The 14982-nt window shown below is 69.1% G+C and carries 18 protein-coding genes and 1 pseudogene; 10 read left to right on the forward strand and 9 right to left on the reverse strand.

The genetic code is table 11. The annotated features are described in order from the left end of the window. Positions 1-57 precede the first annotated feature (57 nt). The 6 genes from Q8M82_RS14560 to Q8M82_RS14585 all read right to left on the reverse strand — a co-directional run bounded on the left by Q8M82_RS14560 (position 58) and on the right by Q8M82_RS14585 (position 4098). Entirely contained in the window at positions 58-408 is a 351-nt protein-coding gene (locus Q8M82_RS14560) for a RidA family protein (RefSeq protein WP_305692054.1), read from the reverse strand. Between the two features lie 81 nt (positions 409-489). Beyond that, positions 490-936 carry a YqaA family protein gene (locus Q8M82_RS14565; RefSeq protein WP_305692055.1) on the reverse strand — a complete coding sequence of 149 codons (447 nt, stop codon included), beginning with the start codon at positions 934-936 and terminating at the stop codon, positions 490-492. A 49-nt stretch (positions 937-985) separates the two neighbouring features. Further along, positions 986-1945: a type I pantothenate kinase gene (coaA, locus tag Q8M82_RS14570; RefSeq protein WP_371126369.1), complete on the reverse strand. Its 960-nt coding sequence runs from the start codon at positions 1943-1945 to the stop codon at positions 986-988. A 69-nt stretch (positions 1946-2014) separates the two neighbouring features. Continuing rightward, entirely contained in the window at positions 2015-2332 is a 318-nt protein-coding gene (locus tag Q8M82_RS14575) for a phosphoribosyl-ATP diphosphatase (RefSeq protein ID WP_305681135.1), read from the reverse strand. 160 nt (positions 2333-2492) lie between these two features. Beyond that, positions 2493-3254, reverse strand: coding sequence for an imidazole glycerol phosphate synthase subunit HisF (gene hisF / locus Q8M82_RS14580; RefSeq protein ID WP_305692056.1), 762 nt, complete (start codon positions 3252-3254; stop codon positions 2493-2495). A gap of 58 nt (positions 3255-3312) precedes the next feature. After that, entirely contained in the window at positions 3313-4098 is a 786-nt protein-coding gene (locus tag Q8M82_RS14585; protein ID WP_305692057.1) for a helix-turn-helix domain-containing protein, read from the reverse strand. A 261-nt stretch (positions 4099-4359) separates the two neighbouring features. On the opposite strand from Q8M82_RS14585, the gene Q8M82_RS14590 reads away from it, so the two are divergent. Next, positions 4360-5085, forward strand: a complete 726-nt coding sequence (locus Q8M82_RS14590) for a carbonic anhydrase (protein ID WP_305692058.1) — start codon at positions 4360-4362, stop codon at positions 5083-5085. 24 nt (positions 5086-5109) lie between these two features. Here Q8M82_RS14590 and Q8M82_RS14595 read toward each other — a convergent pair whose 3' ends face one another. After that, on the reverse strand, positions 5110-5862 hold the full coding sequence (locus tag Q8M82_RS14595; protein WP_305692059.1) for a sulfite exporter TauE/SafE family protein: 753 nt from the start codon (positions 5860-5862) through the stop codon (positions 5110-5112). A 233-nt stretch (positions 5863-6095) separates the two neighbouring features. Between Q8M82_RS14595 and Q8M82_RS14600 the strand changes: the two genes are divergently transcribed. After that, complete coding sequence (locus Q8M82_RS14600) at positions 6096-6746, forward strand: L,D-transpeptidase (protein WP_305692060.1); 651 nt, start codon at positions 6096-6098, stop codon at positions 6744-6746. A gap of 9 nt (positions 6747-6755) precedes the next feature. Here Q8M82_RS14600 and Q8M82_RS14605 read toward each other — a convergent pair whose 3' ends face one another. After that, positions 6756-7649 carry an aldose epimerase family protein gene (locus tag Q8M82_RS14605; RefSeq protein WP_305692061.1) on the reverse strand — a complete coding sequence of 298 codons (894 nt, stop codon included), beginning with the start codon at positions 7647-7649 and terminating at the stop codon, positions 6756-6758. 10 nt (positions 7650-7659) lie between these two features. Further along, positions 7660-8427: an IclR family transcriptional regulator domain-containing protein gene (locus Q8M82_RS14610; RefSeq protein WP_305692062.1), complete on the reverse strand. Its 768-nt coding sequence runs from the start codon at positions 8425-8427 to the stop codon at positions 7660-7662. A gap of 83 nt (positions 8428-8510) precedes the next feature. Between Q8M82_RS14610 and Q8M82_RS14615 the strand changes: the two genes are divergently transcribed. The 8 genes and pseudogenes from Q8M82_RS14615 to Q8M82_RS14650 all read left to right on the forward strand — a co-directional run. Next, a complete protein-coding gene (locus Q8M82_RS14615; protein ID WP_305692063.1) occupies positions 8511-9368 on the forward strand; it encodes a CoA transferase subunit A in 858 nt (285 codons plus the stop codon). A 211-nt stretch (positions 9369-9579) separates the two neighbouring features. Then, the gene (locus tag Q8M82_RS14620) at positions 9580-10350 is read left to right on the forward strand and encodes a CoA-transferase subunit beta (RefSeq protein ID WP_305692064.1); all 771 of its coding nucleotides are present in this window, start codon (positions 9580-9582) and stop codon (positions 10348-10350) included. Next, positions 10347-11057 (forward strand): protocatechuate 3,4-dioxygenase subunit beta, encoded by a 711-nt coding sequence (gene pcaH / locus Q8M82_RS14625; protein ID WP_305692065.1) that lies wholly within the window; start codon positions 10347-10349, stop codon positions 11055-11057. The genes Q8M82_RS14620 and pcaH overlap by 4 nt, the downstream gene beginning before the upstream one ends. After that, the gene (gene pcaG, locus Q8M82_RS14630) at positions 11047-11637 is read left to right on the forward strand and encodes a protocatechuate 3,4-dioxygenase subunit alpha (RefSeq protein ID WP_305692066.1); all 591 of its coding nucleotides are present in this window, start codon (positions 11047-11049) and stop codon (positions 11635-11637) included. The genes pcaH and pcaG overlap by 11 nt, the downstream gene beginning before the upstream one ends. A 182-nt stretch (positions 11638-11819) precedes the next feature. Continuing rightward, positions 11820-12716, forward strand: coding sequence for a 2-dehydro-3-deoxygalactonokinase (locus Q8M82_RS14635; RefSeq protein WP_305692067.1), 897 nt, complete (start codon positions 11820-11822; stop codon positions 12714-12716). Next, positions 12713-13621: a ribokinase gene (locus Q8M82_RS14640; RefSeq protein ID WP_305692068.1), complete on the forward strand. Its 909-nt coding sequence runs from the start codon at positions 12713-12715 to the stop codon at positions 13619-13621. The genes Q8M82_RS14635 and Q8M82_RS14640 overlap by 4 nt, the downstream gene beginning before the upstream one ends. Before the next feature lie 161 nt (positions 13622-13782). Then, positions 13783-14343 carry a retropepsin-like aspartic protease family protein gene (locus Q8M82_RS14645; protein WP_305692069.1) on the forward strand — a complete coding sequence of 187 codons (561 nt, stop codon included), beginning with the start codon at positions 13783-13785 and terminating at the stop codon, positions 14341-14343. Between the two features lie 150 nt (positions 14344-14493). Next, a pseudogene (locus Q8M82_RS14650) lies at positions 14494-14982 on the forward strand (phosphomannomutase/phosphoglucomutase); the annotation flags it as partial.

The following is a 14982-nucleotide window of genomic DNA, read 5'->3' on the forward strand; positions in this document are numbered from 1 at the left end:
CGTCTCCTGCGCTCGCGGCATGCCGGACTGGCCCCACCTGATGGGGCCGGCGGGCGGTCACTTGGCGGCGATGACCGCGATCTCGACGGTGAACTGCGGCGCTGCGAGCTTCGCCTCGACCGTGGCGCGGCCGGGCGTCTGGCCGGCGACGACCCACTTGTCCCAGACGCCGTTCATCTCGGCGAAGGTCGACATGTCGGAAAGCCAGATATTGACCATCAGCAGCTTGCTCTTGTCGGTGCCGGCCTCGGCCAGAAGCCCGTCGATGATGCCGAGGATCTCCTGCGTCTGCTCGGCGACGCTCTTGCCCGCCGCCTTGTCGGCGACCTGGCCCGCCAGATAGACGGTGTCGCCATGGACGACGGCCTTCGACATGCGCGGGCCGACGGCAATGCGGTGAATGGTCATGGTCAGATCTCCAGAAATGGGGCCTTCGCTGGTAGCCTGTGCCGAGACGTCGTGCAACGCCGCACAGGTTGCGATCTGACGTTAGGTTATCGCCGTCCAGCCGGCCCAGAGCATTGCATACCGCCCCGCCTTGCCGACCAGGACGAGCAGCACGAAACGCCCCAGCGGAAAGTTGAGGGTGCCCGCGACGAAGGTCAGCGGGTCGCCGCCTATCGGCAGCCAGGCGAAGAGCAGCGAGGGCCAGCCGAAGCGGGCGAACCATCCCTGCGCCTGGGCGAGGCGGTGCGGATCGGGCCTCAGCCGTCGCGGCAGCCGTTCGACGCCGTGGCGCGCGATCAACCGTCCCAGCCACCAGTTCACGACCGAGCCGGCCGTGTTGGCGAGGCTGGCGACCAGGAACAGCAGCAGCGGATCGGCGCTCCTCGCCGCCAGGAGCCCGAGGAAGACGGCTTCCGATTGAGCCGGCAGCAGAGTCGCAGCGACGAAGGCCGCACCCGCCATGCCGGCCAGAGACCAGAACGCCTCCATCAGCGCCCCATGTCGGGTCGGCGGATCGGGCTTGCGTCCGGCGGCATCCCTAGAGCCGCCGCAGCGCGACCTGCTGGATCCGGTGGCTCGCGCCCTTGGTCAGGATCAGGCTGGCGCGCTGGCGCGTCGGCAGAATGTTCTCCTGCAGGTTCGGCAGGTTGATCCCGGTCCAGAGACCTTCCGCGATCGTCAAAGCCTCCTCCTCGCCGATCTCCGCATATTTGCGGAAGAAGGAGCGCGGGTCGCGGAAGGCGGTCTGGCGCAGCGTCATGAAACGGTTGACGTACCAGCGATGCAGATCGTTCTCGTCGGCGTCGAGATAGACCGAGAAGTCGAAGTAATCCGAGACGAACGGGATCACGGTGCCGTCCTTCGGCATCCGGCTCGGCTGCAGCACGTTCAGCCCCTCGAGGATCAGGATGTCGGGCCGCTCGACCGTCACGCTCTCGCCCGGCACCACGTCATAGACGAGGTGGGAATAGACGGGCGCGGTGACCTGCGGCTTGCCGGCCTTGACGTCGGAAAGGAAGCGCAGGATCGCCGAGCCGTCATAGCTCTCCGGAAAACCCTTGCGCTGCATCAGCCCGCGCCGTTCGAGCTCGGCGTTCGGCAGCAGGAAGCCGTCGGTGGTGACGAGTTCGACCTTCGGCGTGTTGGGCCAGCGTGAGAGCAGCGCCTTGAGCACGCGCGCCGTGGTCGACTTGCCGACCGCGACCGAGCCCGCCACGCCGATGATATAGGGAACCTTGACCTCGGCCTCGGCCAGCAGGAAGCGCTGCGTCGCCTTGAACAGCCCCTGTGTCGCCGCGACATAGAGCGAAAGAAGCCGCGACAGCGGCAGATAGATCGCCACGATCTCGTCGAGCGAGATCGGGTCGTTGATCGACTGCAGCTTGGTCAGGTCATCGACCGACAGCGTCAGCGGCGTGTCGGCGCGCAAATGCGCCCACTCGTCGCGGGTGAAGCTTCGATAGGGCGAGTCGAGATCGGGAAGGGCCGGGGCGGGCATCGCGCGCTGGTCCATGGTGCGGCCCGCAATCCAGGCTTCGAGGTTCAACGCAGGACTAGCCTCGGCTGTTCAACGGGGGCGTGCGGCTTTCTCCGCCAGACCGGAGCGCACGGTGCGGGCCTCAAGCTGGCTCAACACGTCCTGCAATGCAACATCGCGCGCCTTGAGTACAACCAAGAGATGATACAGCACGTCGGCGCTTTCCGCGATCAGCTCGTCCCGGTCTCCCTTCACCGCCGCGATCACGGCCTCCACCGCTTCCTCGCCGAACTTCTTGGCGCAGCGCTCGGGGCCGGCGGCGAGCAGTTTCGCCGTCCAGGACTCGTCGGGAGAGGCGGCGGCGCGCTCGGCGATGCGGGCTTCGAGATCGGAGAGCGTGAAGGTCATGCCAAACCTCTGTCATTCCGGGGCGCGCCGAAGGCGTGAACCCGGAACCCACGACGGGGTGCAACAAGTGATACCCAGAACAGGGCGGCCCGCCCGGTTGTGGGTTCCGGGCTCTTCGCGAAGCGAAGCCCCGGAATGACAGGCTGCCGGAGCATCACCATCAATCCAGCCGCATCGCCAGGCCCGCATGCGCCATATGCGCCTTGGCCTGCGGGATCGTGTAGGTCCCGAAATGGAAGATCGAGGCGGCGAGCACGGCCGAGGCATGGCCCTCGCGCACGCCGTTGACGAGGTCGTCGAGATCGCCGACGCCGCCGGACGCGATCACCGGGACGCTCACGGCATCGGCGATCGCGCGCGTCAGGCCGAGATCATAGCCGACCTTGGTGCCGTCGCGGTCCATCGAGGTCACCAGCAATTCGCCGGCACCCAGCGAGACGACCTCGCGCGCAAAGGCCACCGCCTCCAGCCCGGTCGGGTTGCGCCCGCCATGGGTGAAGATCTCCCAGCGCCCGGGCGAGACCTGCTTGGCGTCGATAGCCACCACGATGCACTGGTCGCCGAACTTCTCGGCCGCCTGCCTGACGAACTGGCGGTTGGTGACGGCCGCCGTATTGATCGAGACCTTGTCGGCTCCCGCTAGCAGGAGCCCGCGGATGTCCTCGACCTTGCGCACCCCGCCGCCGACGGTGAGCGGCATGAAGCAGGCTTCCGCCGTCCGCGTCACCACGTCGAACAGGATGCCGCGATCCTCGTGGCTGGCGGTGATGTCGAGGAAGCAGAGCTCGTCGGCGCCGGCCGCGTCATAGGCCTTGGCCGCCTCGACGGGGTCGCCCGCATCGACGAGGTCGAGGAACTGCACGCCCTTGACGACGCGGCCGTCCTTGACGTCGAGGCAGGGAATGATGCGGGTCTTGAGCATGGCGAAGCCGGCTTCCGGAAGGGCTGGCGCGAGCCTATGCCGGATTTCCGCCCCGGCGTCACCCTCGCCGGGCCGCCTCGTCCGCCTCCGCCATCCGCCCCGTCTCGGCGACCCAGCCCCAGAAGCTCCTGAACCAGGCCTCGCTCTCTGCGAGCAGGCGCGGCGTCAGCGCGACCCGGCCCCGGCTGCGGTCCTGCACCAGCAATCCCTCCGCCTCGGAGCGGTTGATCACGTTGCGGACATGGGAATGCGACAGGCCGAGGCGCGCGGCGACCTCGCGGGCGTGAAGGTCGAACCAGACCCTGTCTCCGGGCTCGCCCGTCGCCGCGCGATGATGCGCGCCGAGCAGCACGAGTCCGATCCGGTCGCCGCAATCGAAGCGATCGAGCCAGGCCCACGCGCCGTTCCCCGCCGTGGCCTGCCGCGTTCGCGCGAACAGCTCGCGGGCATGTCCGAGATAAAGCCGCAGGAAAGCGTCGTCGCCGCGCAAGCGCTCGGCCAGCCCCGGCTCGGCCAGCCCCAGGATCTCGCCGCAACGGGCGTGATGCGACAGCCATTGCCGCAGCCCATCATAGAGCGGTGGTGCCGGCACCAGCCAGGCCGAGCGGGCATCGCCGGGAACCGGCTCGCGCGTCACATAGCCGGCGAGCCGCAGCAGCCCGAAGAAGGCGGCGAGCGTGCGGGCACGGCCCATCTCGCGCTGGACCAGCGCCAATGTCGGCCTCGGACCGGCGCCGCGCTCGGCCTCGCAATGCATGACGACGACGAGCCCGGCGGCATGCGACTGCAGATTGCGGCCGAAGACCTTGCTGACGATCTTCTCGGCCACATGCATCCGCAGCACGGAGTCCGCACCATGCAGCATCGCCGAGCGGAAGCTCGCAGATTCGCTCGCTACGGCGGAGGCGGGAATAATTTGGCGCGAATTGTAATTCAACTGAAGATAAGGACCTATTTCAGGGATCGTTCAGCAAGTCCTCGCTGCATCCGGATTTGTGCAGACTTTGGACTGTTGAGCCATGGCAGCATCAATACCATTGCGAGGCAAGCCCGGATCGTCGCTTCTACCGGATGCGAAACCCACGCTGGCCCGAGGAAGGCTCCGATGTGTGAACGCTGTGCCCAGAATGCCCCCTCTCCGTCCCTGTCCCGCCGCTCCCTGTTCGGTTTCGGCGCCGGGCTCGCCCTGACGGCCGGCCTAGCCGGTCCGGGCTGGGCGCAAGGGGCGGCCGTGACGCCCGCAGCGATCAGCGGGGCCGAGGCGCTCGACCGGTTGATGGCCGGCAATGCCCGCTACGCCGCCAACAAGCCCAACCAGCGCGACTTCTCGGCCGGCCGCGCGGCGCGGGCGCGCTCGCAGCACCCCTTCGCCTCGATCGTCAGCTGTGCGGATTCCCGTCTCGCTCCCGAACTCGCCTTCGACCAAGGCGCGGGCGACCTCTTCGTCGTTCGCGTCGCCGGCAATTTCGTCAATGAGGATGGGCTGGCGAGCCTCGAATTCGGCGCGGCGGTCCTGCAATCGCCCCTGATTCTGGTGCTGGGGCATAGCCGCTGCGGCGCCATCGCCTCGACGATCGATGTCGTCAAGAACGGCACGCAACTGCCCGGCCATCTGCCCTCGCTGATCAACGCGATCAAGCCGGCCGTGCTCGACGCGCAGACGTCCGGAGCCGCCGATCTGCTGGAAGCAGCGATCGAGGCCAATGTCCGCCTCAATGTCGAGCGGTTGAAGAGCGCCGCGCCGATCCTCGCCGAGCGCGTCGCCCAGAAGAAGCTCACCGTCGCCGGCGGCGTCTATGATCTCGCGACAGGCAAGGTGAAGCTGATCTGAGGCTCACCACGGCATGCCGCCGGCTCAGAAGCCGGCGGCGCGGCGCAGCAGGTCGATGCCGACCACCGTCAGGATCGCCTTGATCGCGATCGCGAACCAGCGCTCGGGCAGCCGTTCCAGCAGCCTCGTCCCGAGCATCGTTCCGGCGAAGCCCGAGACGATCATGGCGCCGATCAGCGGCAGCCAGTCGGCGAAGGAAAAGCCCAGCGCGCCGAATGCGAAGACCTTGAGCAGGTGCTGAATGGTCGTGCAGGCCGCGTGGGTCGCGATCAGCTGGCGCTTCTCCAGCTTGAGCGGCAGCAGCAGCGCCTGCACGAAGGGCCCGGTCGCGCCGACGAACATCGTGATGATGGTCGAGAGACCGCCGCCGATCACGAGGCCGCTCGAGGCCAGCCCGGGAATCCGCGGCTTCGGCAGCCAGGTCATGACCAGGATGAAGGCGCCGAGCAGGCCGAGCAGGATGCGCTCGGGCAGTTCGACCACCAGCAGGGCCCCAATCACGGCCCCGATCACCGAGCCCGCGGTGAAGCGCGCCACCAGCGGCCAGAGCGCATGCGCCCGCTGCACATAGGTTCGCCCGACATTGGAGCCGACCTGCACCAGCCCGTGGACGGCGATGATCACGGAGGGGGGCACCGTGCCGGCGAGCGCGCCCAGCATCGCCACCCCGCCGCCGATGCCGAAGGCGGCGGTGAAAGCCGAGGTCAGGAAGCTGACGGCGATCAGCAGCAGCGCGATGGCGGGCGCGACGCCGGCCGGCAGGAGCATGTCGAGCATGGAGGACCGCAGGGGCGGGAGGGCAGCGAAGCCCCCTGCTACACCCGCCGGCGCTCCCCGCAAAGCCGCGGGGGTCTGAGCCTGCGCCGGTCCGGAAACCACGATTGGGTCGCGCGCTTTACAAGCGCCGGCCATGGGCGTTTGCTGAGGGCAATGGCCGCCGCTCCGGGCTTGATCCCGGATGCAGGACAAGGCCGAGGCGTTCAGCGGTTGCGTGGTTTCGGAGTGGTGTGATGCGTCGTCTGTTCGGCCTGCTGGCCGCTGTCTTTCTGTCGCTCGTCGGCATGGCTTCGGCCGAAGCCGGCGTCGATGTCCGCGTCGACATCGCCGCCCAGCGCATCCATGTCACCACGACCGACGGCGAGAGCTACAACTGGGCGATTTCCTCGGGCCGCAAGGGCTATCGCACGCCCAACGGCCTCTACCGCCCGACGCGGCTGGAGAAGAACTGGTATTCGCGCAAATATGGCGGGGCCATGCCCCATGCCGTGTTCTTCCGCGGCGGTTACGCCATCCATGGCACGACCGCGGTCGGCGCACTCGGCCGCCCGGCCTCGCATGGCTGCATCCGCCTGCACCCGGCCAACGCCGCCAAGCTCTTCGCGCTGGTCAAGAAGCACGGCGCCAGCCAGACCCGCATCGCGCTGAACGGCGCCGCGCCCGACAATCTCTCGCAATTCGCCAAGGCTTCCGGCGGCAGCAAGGCGAAGATCGCCAAGGCGAAGAGCAAAAAGCCCGCCGCCGTCGCCCAGCAGCGCAAGGCGCCGAACTGGGACGCCGCGCGCGAGCAGATCCTGCTGCGTCCCGCCTTGCCGGCTGGCGCCTATGGCTACCAGCCAACGAATCTGCAGCGCTATTACGAGACCGGCCCGCGCTGGCGCTGAGAGCCCCGCTCACAGCGCCTCGGGGACGATCCGCAGCCAGCCCTCCAGCGTCTCGCCGGGAGCCAGCCGCGTCAGCGGCGCCGCTTCCCGCGCCTCGCGCTCGCTCGGCGAGCCGATGGCGTGGCTCTGCGGCTCGACGCAGAAAAAATCCGCGCCCGCCGGCGCCCAGACCACCGGGCAGCGCAGGCTCTCGCTCGCGGTCAGGGTGATGGCGAGCCCGGTCGAGGGCGTCTCGATCCGCGCCGTGCCGTCCCAGCCGAGGAAACTCCAGGCGACCTCGTCGCCCGTCGCGAAGACGGCGCCGTCCGCATAGGGGCCGCCGCCGTCGAGCGCGCGGGAGCCGGTGGCGCGATAGCCCTCGCCGCCGAACAGGAGGGCCCCACGCGCCGTCATCCGCAGCCGCGTATCCGGCGCGGCGGGAAACCAGGGATGATGGCCCAAACCATAGGGTAGGACCGCGTCAGCCTCGTTGGTGAGCGCGAGTTTGACGGTCAGACCGACCTCATCCAGCACGATCTCCTGAGTGGCCCGGTAGCGATAGGGGTCGGGGCCGGCCTCGCGGCGGTGTTCGAGCAGGGTATGGCCGGCGGTATGGCCGAGTAGGGCCCAGTCGGACTGCCAGCCGAAGCCATGGATGCAGTGTCCGCCGCCCAGCCGGTTGTCCGGTAGTGCGAAGCGATGCTCGCCATCGTTGACGACGCGGTCGAAGGCGCAGTTGGCGAAGGGCACCATCGCCCAACTCCCCATCCTGTTGGGGGCCGCCGTCGAGGGGGAGAGGCCCGGCGGCGCGCGCAGCAGCGGGTGCAGGCGGCCACCCGGCCCCCGCCACTCCAGCGCGGCGACGATGCCGCCGATCTCCGGGTGGATGCGGGCACTCAGCGGCCCCGCCTTCAGCTCCAGCATGGTGTCATCCTCAGCTGATCATCGGGCGCAGCAGCACCTGGAGCTGGCGCATGCCCGGCAGGAAGCGCTCCGCCATCTCCACAGCCGAGCTGCGCTGCACCTGGCCGGAGAGGTTGAAGGCGGCAACCACCTCGCCGCGCGCGTTGATGAGCGGCATGGCGATCGAGATCAGGCCCAGTTCCAGTTCCTGGTCGACGATGCAGTAGCCCTGCGCCCGTACGACGGTGAGGATCTCCGCCAGCCGGTCTGGGTCGGTCACGGTGTGCGGCGTCAGCGCCCGGGGCCGGCCCGCGAGAATCCGCGCCCGGGCGTCGGCGGGATCGCGCGCCGCCAGCAAGACCCGGCCCATGGAGGTACAGAAGGCCGGCAGCCTTGTGCCGACCGAGAGCCCGACGGACATGATCCGTCTTTGTGCCGAGCGCGCGATGTAGACGATCTCGTGCCCGTCCAGCAGCGAGGCGGAGGATGACTCGTGCGTCTCCTCGGAGAGCCGCTCCAGGAAGGGCTGGACGAGCTGGGGCAGCGCGGCCGAGGCCAGCCAGGCATGGCCGAGCCGCAGCACGCGCGGCGTCAGCCGGAAGAACTTTCCGTCGAAGCTGGCATAGCCGATCCGGGTCAACGTCAGCAGGCAGCGCCGGGCGGCTGCGCGCGACAGGTCGGTCGCCCGCGCGACATCCGCGATCGTCAGTCTGTCGCGGCCGGCATCGAAGCACTCGATCACGGCCAGGCCTTTTTCGAGGGCGGCCATGTGGTCGCGGTCGGGCGCCTCTCCAGCCATTCTTGACCGCCTGCCCCTCGCTGGCCTAACGTTCGATTATCAACACAGTGTGCGATAAACGCACAGAACGAGGAGATGTCAAGGTGGCGGAATTCGTCTCCCTCTCGCAGGGAATTGAGGCGGTCCTGAGCGATGGCTGTTCCGTCGCGATGGAGGGCTTCACCCATCTCATCCCCCATGCGGCGGGGCACGAGGTGATCCGTCAGGGCAAGCGTCGCCTGACGCTGATCCGGATGACGCCGGACCTGATCTACGACCAACTGATCGGCACCGGCTGTGCGGAGAAGCTGATCTTCTCCTGGGGCGGCAATCCGGGCGTCGGCTCGCTTCATCGCTTCCGCGACGCGGTCGAGAATGGCTGGCCGCATCGGCTCGAGATCGAGGAGCACAGCCACGCCGCCATGGCCAACGCCTATGAGGCGGGGGCGGCGAACCTGCCCTTCGCCGTGTTCCGCGGCTACAAGGGCGTCGATCTGCCCAGCGTCAATCCGCAGATCCGCTCGGTCACCTGTCCCTATACTGGCGAGGTGCTGGCGACGGTGCCGGCGATCCGCCCCGATGCGGCGATCATCCACGCGCTGAAGGCTGACCGCGAGGGCAATGTCCTGCTCGAGGGCATCGTTGGTGTGCAGAAGGAGGCGGTTCTGGCCGCGAAGCGCTCGCTCGTCACGGTCGAGGAGATCGTCGACGATTTCGGCCCGCGCAACGCCAATGCGGTCATCCTGCCCTTCTGGGCCGTCACCGCGGTCGCCCATGTGCCCGGCGGCGCCTATCCGTCCTACGCCCATGGCTATTACAAGCGCGCCAACGACTTCTACATCGCTTGGGACAAGATCGCGCGCGAGCGCGAGACCTTCCTAGCCTGGATCAAGCAAAACGTGCTGGAAAAGGGGCCCGATGCCTTCGCCCGCCATGCGGGCCGGCAGAAGGTAGCGGCGTGATGGGTGTCATGATGACAGAAGCGGGCGCGCTTTTCCCTTCTCCCCTCGCGGGAGAAGGTGGCTCGGCGAAGCCGAGACGGATGAGGGGGCGCTCGACCTTTCAGAGGCCGACGCTGGATGAAGAGCGCCGGCGATTGAGGGCACGGCGCCCCCTCACCCCAACCCTCTCCCGCGAGGGGAGAGGGGGCAGGTCGCGCCTGGGAGTGAACGCATGACCGCGACCCCCACCGAAATGATGACGATCGCGGCCGCGCGCCTGCTGACGAACCAGGATGTCTGCTTCGTCGGCATCGGCGCGCCCTCGGCCGCCTGCAACCTCGCCCGCCTCACCCATGCGCCGAAGATCACGCTGATCTACGAATCCGGCACGCTCTCGACGCGGCCCAGCGTGCTGCCGCTTTCGATCGGCGACGGGGAACTCTGCGACACCGCGCTGACCACCGTCGCGGTGCCCGAGATGTTCCGCTACTGGCTCCAGGGCGGTCGCATCACCATCGGCTTCCTCGGCGGCGCGCAGATCGACCGCTTCGCCAATCTCAACACCACGGTCGTCGGCCCCTATGATGCGCCCAAGGTGCGCCTGCCCGGCGGGGGCGGCGCGCCCGAGATTGCCAGCAATTGCGGCCAGATCTTCATCACCATGGCGATGGGCACACGCGCCTTCGTCGACAGGCTGCCCTTCATCACCTCCTTCGGCCACGGCAAGGGCAAGGGCGACCGCGCTGCGCTCGGCCTGAAGACGAAGGGCCCGACCAAGGTGATGACCGATCTCTGCGTGCTGGAGCCGGATCCCGACACCGCCGAACTCACCGTCGTCTCGCTGCATCCGGGCGTGACGCGCGAGCAGGTCCAGGCCGGTTGCGGCTGGCCGCTGCGTTTCGCGGCCGACGTCGCGGAGACGCCGGCGGCGACGGAGCAGGAATTGTCGGTGCTGCGCGATCTCCACGCCCGGACCAAGCAAGCGCATGGAGTGGCGGCATGAGCCTGATCTATCCGCGCGAGAGCCTGGCCGCGCATCCGGCGAACGCGTCGCCCGCTTATGGCTCGACGGTGAAGCGCGCCCCGTCGAAGCCGCTGATCCTGCTGCCCCACACGCTCTCGGAGACGACCGGCCCGGTCTTCGGCCATGCGGCCGTCGCGGCGGGTGATTGCGACCTGACCCGCCAGCATGTCGGCGAACCGCTGGGCGAACGCATCATCGTCTCCGGCCGTGTGCTCGACGAGGACGGCCGGCCGGTGCCGCATACGCTGATCGAGATCTGGCAGGCCAATGCCGGTGGCCGCTATGTCCATGTCCGCGACCAGCATCCGGCCCCGCTCGATCCCAATTTCACCGGCGCGGGGCGCGCGCTGACGGATGCGGAAGGCCGCTATCGCTTCGTCACGGTCAAGCCCGGCGCCTATCCCTGGCGCAACCATCACAATGCCTGGCGCCCGGCCCATATCCATTTCTCGCTCTTCGGGCCGAGCTTCCTGTCGCGGGTGATCACCCAGATGTATTTCCCGGGTGATCCGCTGTTCAAATACGATCCGATCTTCCAGTCGATCACCGACGCGCAGGTGCGCGAGCGCCTCGTCTCGCGCTTCGACCTCGCCACGACCGAGCCGGAATGGGCGCTCGGCTACCAGTTCGACATCGTCCTGCGCGGCCGCAACGCGACGCCGGTGGAGGAGCCGCATGAGCACTGATCCGCAAACGGCCGAGGCTCCCCTCGGCATCACACCGTCGCAGACCATCGGCCCCTTCTTCGCCTATGCGCTGACGCCGTGCGCCTATGGCGGCAGCGAGCTCGCGACCGGGACCGTCGCGGCCGAGGGCGTCGCCGGCGAGCGCATCCGCATCGCCGGCACGGTCTATGACGGCGATGGCGCCCCGGTGGGAGACGCCATGCTCGAGACCTGGCAGGCCGACGCGCAGGGCCGCTACAACGCCGTCGGCAATGCCGGCTTCACCGGTTTCGGCCGCGTGGAGACGACGGTCGAGGGCGCCTTCCAGATCGAGACCATTCGCCCCGGCCCTGTCGCCGCCCCGGATGGGACGATGCAGGCGCCGCATCTCTCGCTCTCCGTCTTCGCCCGCGGCATCCTCACCCGGCTGACGACCCGGATCTATTTCGAAGGCGAGGCGGCCAATGCCGCCGATCCCGTTCTGGCGCTGGTCCCCGCCGATCGGCGCCACACGCTGATCGCGACGCGCGAGGCGGATGGCAGCTTCCGCTTCGATATCCATCTGCAGGGCCAGGACGAGACGGTGTTCTTCGCGGCGTGAGGGCATTCCCCTTCCCCTCTTGCGGAGGGGTTAGGGGTGGGGGGCGTAAAGGTGGAGCGCCTCGCTTGCATCGAGGCGTGAACGGTTGATCCAGCGCTTTTGGTGATGCAACTGTCACCCGGTCGTTCGCCCCCCACCCCTGCCCCTCCCCACGAGGGGGAGGGGGTCCCGGAGCCTTCCCCATGCCCAGACCCCTGATCGCGCTCGACTGGGGCACCACCCGCGCCCGGGCCTTCCTCATCTCGGCAGCCGGCGAGGTTCTGGAGCGCCGCAGCGCCAACCAGGGCATCCAGGCGGTTCCCGCAGGCGGCTTCCCGGCTGCGTTCGAGGCCATCGCTGGCGATCTGCGCCGCATGGCGCCCGAGGCGGACATCGTGCTGGCCGGTATGGTCGGCAGCCGCAATGGCTGGGTCGAGGCGGCTTATGTGCCATGCCCCGCCTCGCCGGATGCCATCGCCGCGGCCGGACTGACGGTCGCGCTGGCCGACGGCACGCCTGCGCTGATCCTGCCCGGCCTCTCCTGCGACGAGGGCGCCTTCGACGTCATGCGCGGCGAGGAGACGCTGATCGTCGGGCTCGGGTTGGAGGACGGCATCACCTGCCTGCCCGGCACCCATTCGAAATGGGCCCTCGTCGAGGGCGGACGGATCACCCGCTTCGCCAGCTTCATGACCGGCGAGATCTGGGGCCTGCTGCGGCAGGACTCGATCCTCTCCCGCCTCGCCGAGGAGCCGGACGAGGAGGGCGCACGGCTCGGCCTGGCGGCGGGCTTCGCTGCCTCGCGCCGCCCGGGCGGCCTGCTCAACACGGCCTTCGCGGCCCGCTCCGAGGTGCTGGCCGGGCGACTGCCGGGCTCGGCCGTCGGGCCCTATCTCTCGGCTCTTCTGGTCGGCCATGAGGTCGCCGGTGCGCTCGCTTTGTTCGGGCGGCATGATACCGTCCATCTCGTCGCCGAGGGCGCCATGGCTGAGAGCTATGGCGCAGGCCTGGCCGCAGCGGGGCTGAAGGCCATTGTGACCACCCCGGAAGCTGCCTTCGTCGCCGGCATCCGCCGCCTCGCGGGAGCCGTCGCGGCATGATCGTCGTCTTCGGTTCGCTCAATGTCGATCTGGTCACGCCGGTCGAGCGTCTGCCCGGCGCCGGCGAGACCGTGATTGGCCCCTCCTACGCGCTCCATCCCGGCGGCAAGGGCGCCAACCAGGCGCTGGCGGCCCGCCGCGCGGGCGCGACGGTGCGTCTCGTCGGCGCGGTCGGGACCGATGCCTTCGCCGATATCGCGCTCTCGCTGCTGGCAGCCGACGGTGTCGACCTCGCCGATGTCGCGCGGGTGGCAGTGCCGACCGGCGCCGCCTTCATCGCCGTCGATGCCGACGGCGCCAACCAGATCGTCGTCGCCGCCGGTGCCAACGCCCAGGCGCGCGCGACGGCGATGGCGTCGGTGCCGCTCGGCGAGGGCGACATCCTGCTGCTCCAGCGCGAGGTGCCGGAGGCGGAATGCCTCACAGCGGCACGGCGCATGAAGCAGGCCGGCGGCCGCGTCATCCTCAACCTCGCGCCCGCCGGGCCGCCCGATCCGGCGCTGCTGGCATGTCTCGACATGCTCGTCGCCAACGAGCACGAGGCGCTGGTGCTGGCGCAGTCGCTGGGCTGGGCCGAGCGCGAGCCCGACGACATCGCCCGCCGCTGCGACGGCGAGCTCGGCATCGCCTGCATCGTCACGCTCGGCGCGCAGGGCGTCGTCGGCTGGCATGGCGGCGTCCGCCGCCGGCTCGCGGCCCCCGCCGTCAGCGTGGTCGATACGGTGGCCGCGGGAGACAGCTTCACCGGTGCCTTCGCCGCGGCGCTCTCCGCCGGCTACGGCTTCTCCGGCGCCTTGCAGCGCGGCCTCGCCGCGGGCTCGCTCGCCTGCACGGTGGCCGGTGCCCAGCCGAGCATCCCGCGTCGGGATGCGATCGAGGCGTTGGTCGGAGAGGCCTTCCTCTAGGTGGTTCGGGGCAATTCGCGCGGTCGTGGCAAAGCGCGGTTAAGCCTGTCGCATCTTGATCGCCCGGTACCCCCGGATCGCGCCCGATCCAGCGGGCTGTCTTCACCCTTCCGCAGGAACTGCGCCGCATCGTCGCCGCAACGCAGGGGAAAGGCAGGCCGATGGCGCAAAATCCGGTCGTCTGGGCGCTCGGGATCGCAGCGATCGCATCGCTGAGCGCGGTGGGATACAGCGGCAGGCTGGCCGACCTCGTCGGTGTGGGCGAAGCGCCGAGCGCCTCGAGCATGACCGCGAGTTCGGCTGCGGCGCGGGCGAGCGAGCCCCCGACCACGCCCTATCGCCCGGCCGAACCGCCGACCCTGACGGTGGCGGCCGATTATCGCGGCCACTACGTCGTGCACCCCTCGATCGACAATTTCCGCGTGCAGATGCTTGTCGATACGGGCGCCAGCCTCGTCGCGCTGACGGCGAAGGATGCGAGCGCGCTCGGCATTCGCCCCTCGCCCGGCGACTACAAGATGACGCTGAACACCGCCAACGGCACGGTGAAGGGGGCCCGGGTCAATCTGCGCGAGGTCCGCCTCGGCTCGATCCTGGTCCGCAATGTCGAGGCGGTCGTCCTCCCCGAGGGCGCGCTCTCGATGAGCCTGCTCGGCACCTCCTTCCTCGCCAAGCTGCGCGGCTACGAGGTCCAGACCGGTCGCATGATCCTGCGCGGCTGAGGGCCCCATCCATCTCGAACACCGGGCCGGCGCGACGCCTCTGGCGTTTCGCGCAAGATGCGCTATGGGCTGGCGTCGTTCTTGCGTCACATGGCCTGTCACATGCTGCGCAACCCGCACGCCGAGCCGTTCCTCGCGATGGATGCCCCGATGTTCCCCAGACCGCTTCCGGAACTGACCCCCAACACCTTCGCCTATGAATCCCTGCCGATGGTCAAGCCGACCGGCTTTCGCGAATACGACGCGCGCTGGTTCTTCGGCGAGGAGCTCAATCTCATGGGCGTCCAGGCCGTCGGCATGGGCCTGGGCACGCTGATCCGGCGCATGGGCATCACGCCCGAAATCGTCACCGGCCATGATTTCCGGGGCTATTCCTCCTCGATCAAGATGGCGCTGGTCACCGGCCTGATGGCGGCGGGCTGCAGGGTCCACGACATCGGGCTGGCCATGTCGCCCATGGCCTATTTCGCCCAGTTCGCGCTCGACGTGCCCTGCGTCGCGATGGTGACCGCCTCCCACAACGACAATGGCTGGACCGGCATCAAGATGGGCGCCCAGCGGCCGGTCACCTTCGGGCCGGAGGAGATGGGCGCGCTCAAGCAGATCGTCCTCGCGGGCGACTTCGATCTCGTCGGCGGC

The organism is Allobosea sp., from assembly GCF_030694325.1.
Lineage (GTDB): Bacteria > Pseudomonadota > Alphaproteobacteria > Rhizobiales > Beijerinckiaceae > Allobosea.

Bases quoted from the DNA above. Each gene is read 5' to 3' on its own strand.
- Q8M82_RS14560 (WP_305692054.1), bottom strand. From the start codon at position 408: ATGACCATTCACCGCATTGCCGTCGGCCCGCGCATGTCGAAGGCCGTC.
- Q8M82_RS14565 (WP_305692055.1), bottom strand. From the start codon at position 936: ATGGAGGCGTTCTGGTCTCTGGCCGGCATGGCGGGTGCGGCCTTCGTC.
- coaA (WP_371126369.1), bottom strand. From the start codon at position 1,945: ATGCCCGCCCCGGCCCTTCCCGATCTCGACTCGCCCTATCGAAGCTTC.
- Q8M82_RS14575 (WP_305681135.1), bottom strand. From the start codon at position 2,332: ATGACCTTCACGCTCTCCGATCTCGAAGCCCGCATCGCCGAGCGCGCC.
- hisF (WP_305692056.1), bottom strand. From the start codon at position 3,254: ATGCTCAAGACCCGCATCATTCCCTGCCTCGACGTCAAGGACGGCCGC.
- Q8M82_RS14590 (WP_305692058.1), top strand. From the start codon at position 4,360: ATGTGTGAACGCTGTGCCCAGAATGCCCCCTCTCCGTCCCTGTCCCGC.
- Q8M82_RS14595 (WP_305692059.1), bottom strand. From the start codon at position 5,862: ATGCTCGACATGCTCCTGCCGGCCGGCGTCGCGCCCGCCATCGCGCTG.
- Q8M82_RS14600 (WP_305692060.1), top strand. From the start codon at position 6,096: ATGCGTCGTCTGTTCGGCCTGCTGGCCGCTGTCTTTCTGTCGCTCGTC.
- Q8M82_RS14605 (WP_305692061.1), bottom strand. From the start codon at position 7,649: ATGCTGGAGCTGAAGGCGGGGCCGCTGAGTGCCCGCATCCACCCGGAG.
- Q8M82_RS14610 (WP_305692062.1), bottom strand. From the start codon at position 8,427: ATGGCTGGAGAGGCGCCCGACCGCGACCACATGGCCGCCCTCGAAAAA.
- Q8M82_RS14620 (WP_305692064.1), top strand. From the start codon at position 9,580: ATGACCGCGACCCCCACCGAAATGATGACGATCGCGGCCGCGCGCCTG.
- pcaH (WP_305692065.1), top strand. From the start codon at position 10,347: ATGAGCCTGATCTATCCGCGCGAGAGCCTGGCCGCGCATCCGGCGAAC.
- pcaG (WP_305692066.1), top strand. From the start codon at position 11,047: ATGAGCACTGATCCGCAAACGGCCGAGGCTCCCCTCGGCATCACACCG.
- Q8M82_RS14635 (WP_305692067.1), top strand. From the start codon at position 11,820: ATGCCCAGACCCCTGATCGCGCTCGACTGGGGCACCACCCGCGCCCGG.
- Q8M82_RS14640 (WP_305692068.1), top strand. From the start codon at position 12,713: ATGATCGTCGTCTTCGGTTCGCTCAATGTCGATCTGGTCACGCCGGTC.
- Q8M82_RS14645 (WP_305692069.1), top strand. From the start codon at position 13,783: ATGGCGCAAAATCCGGTCGTCTGGGCGCTCGGGATCGCAGCGATCGCA.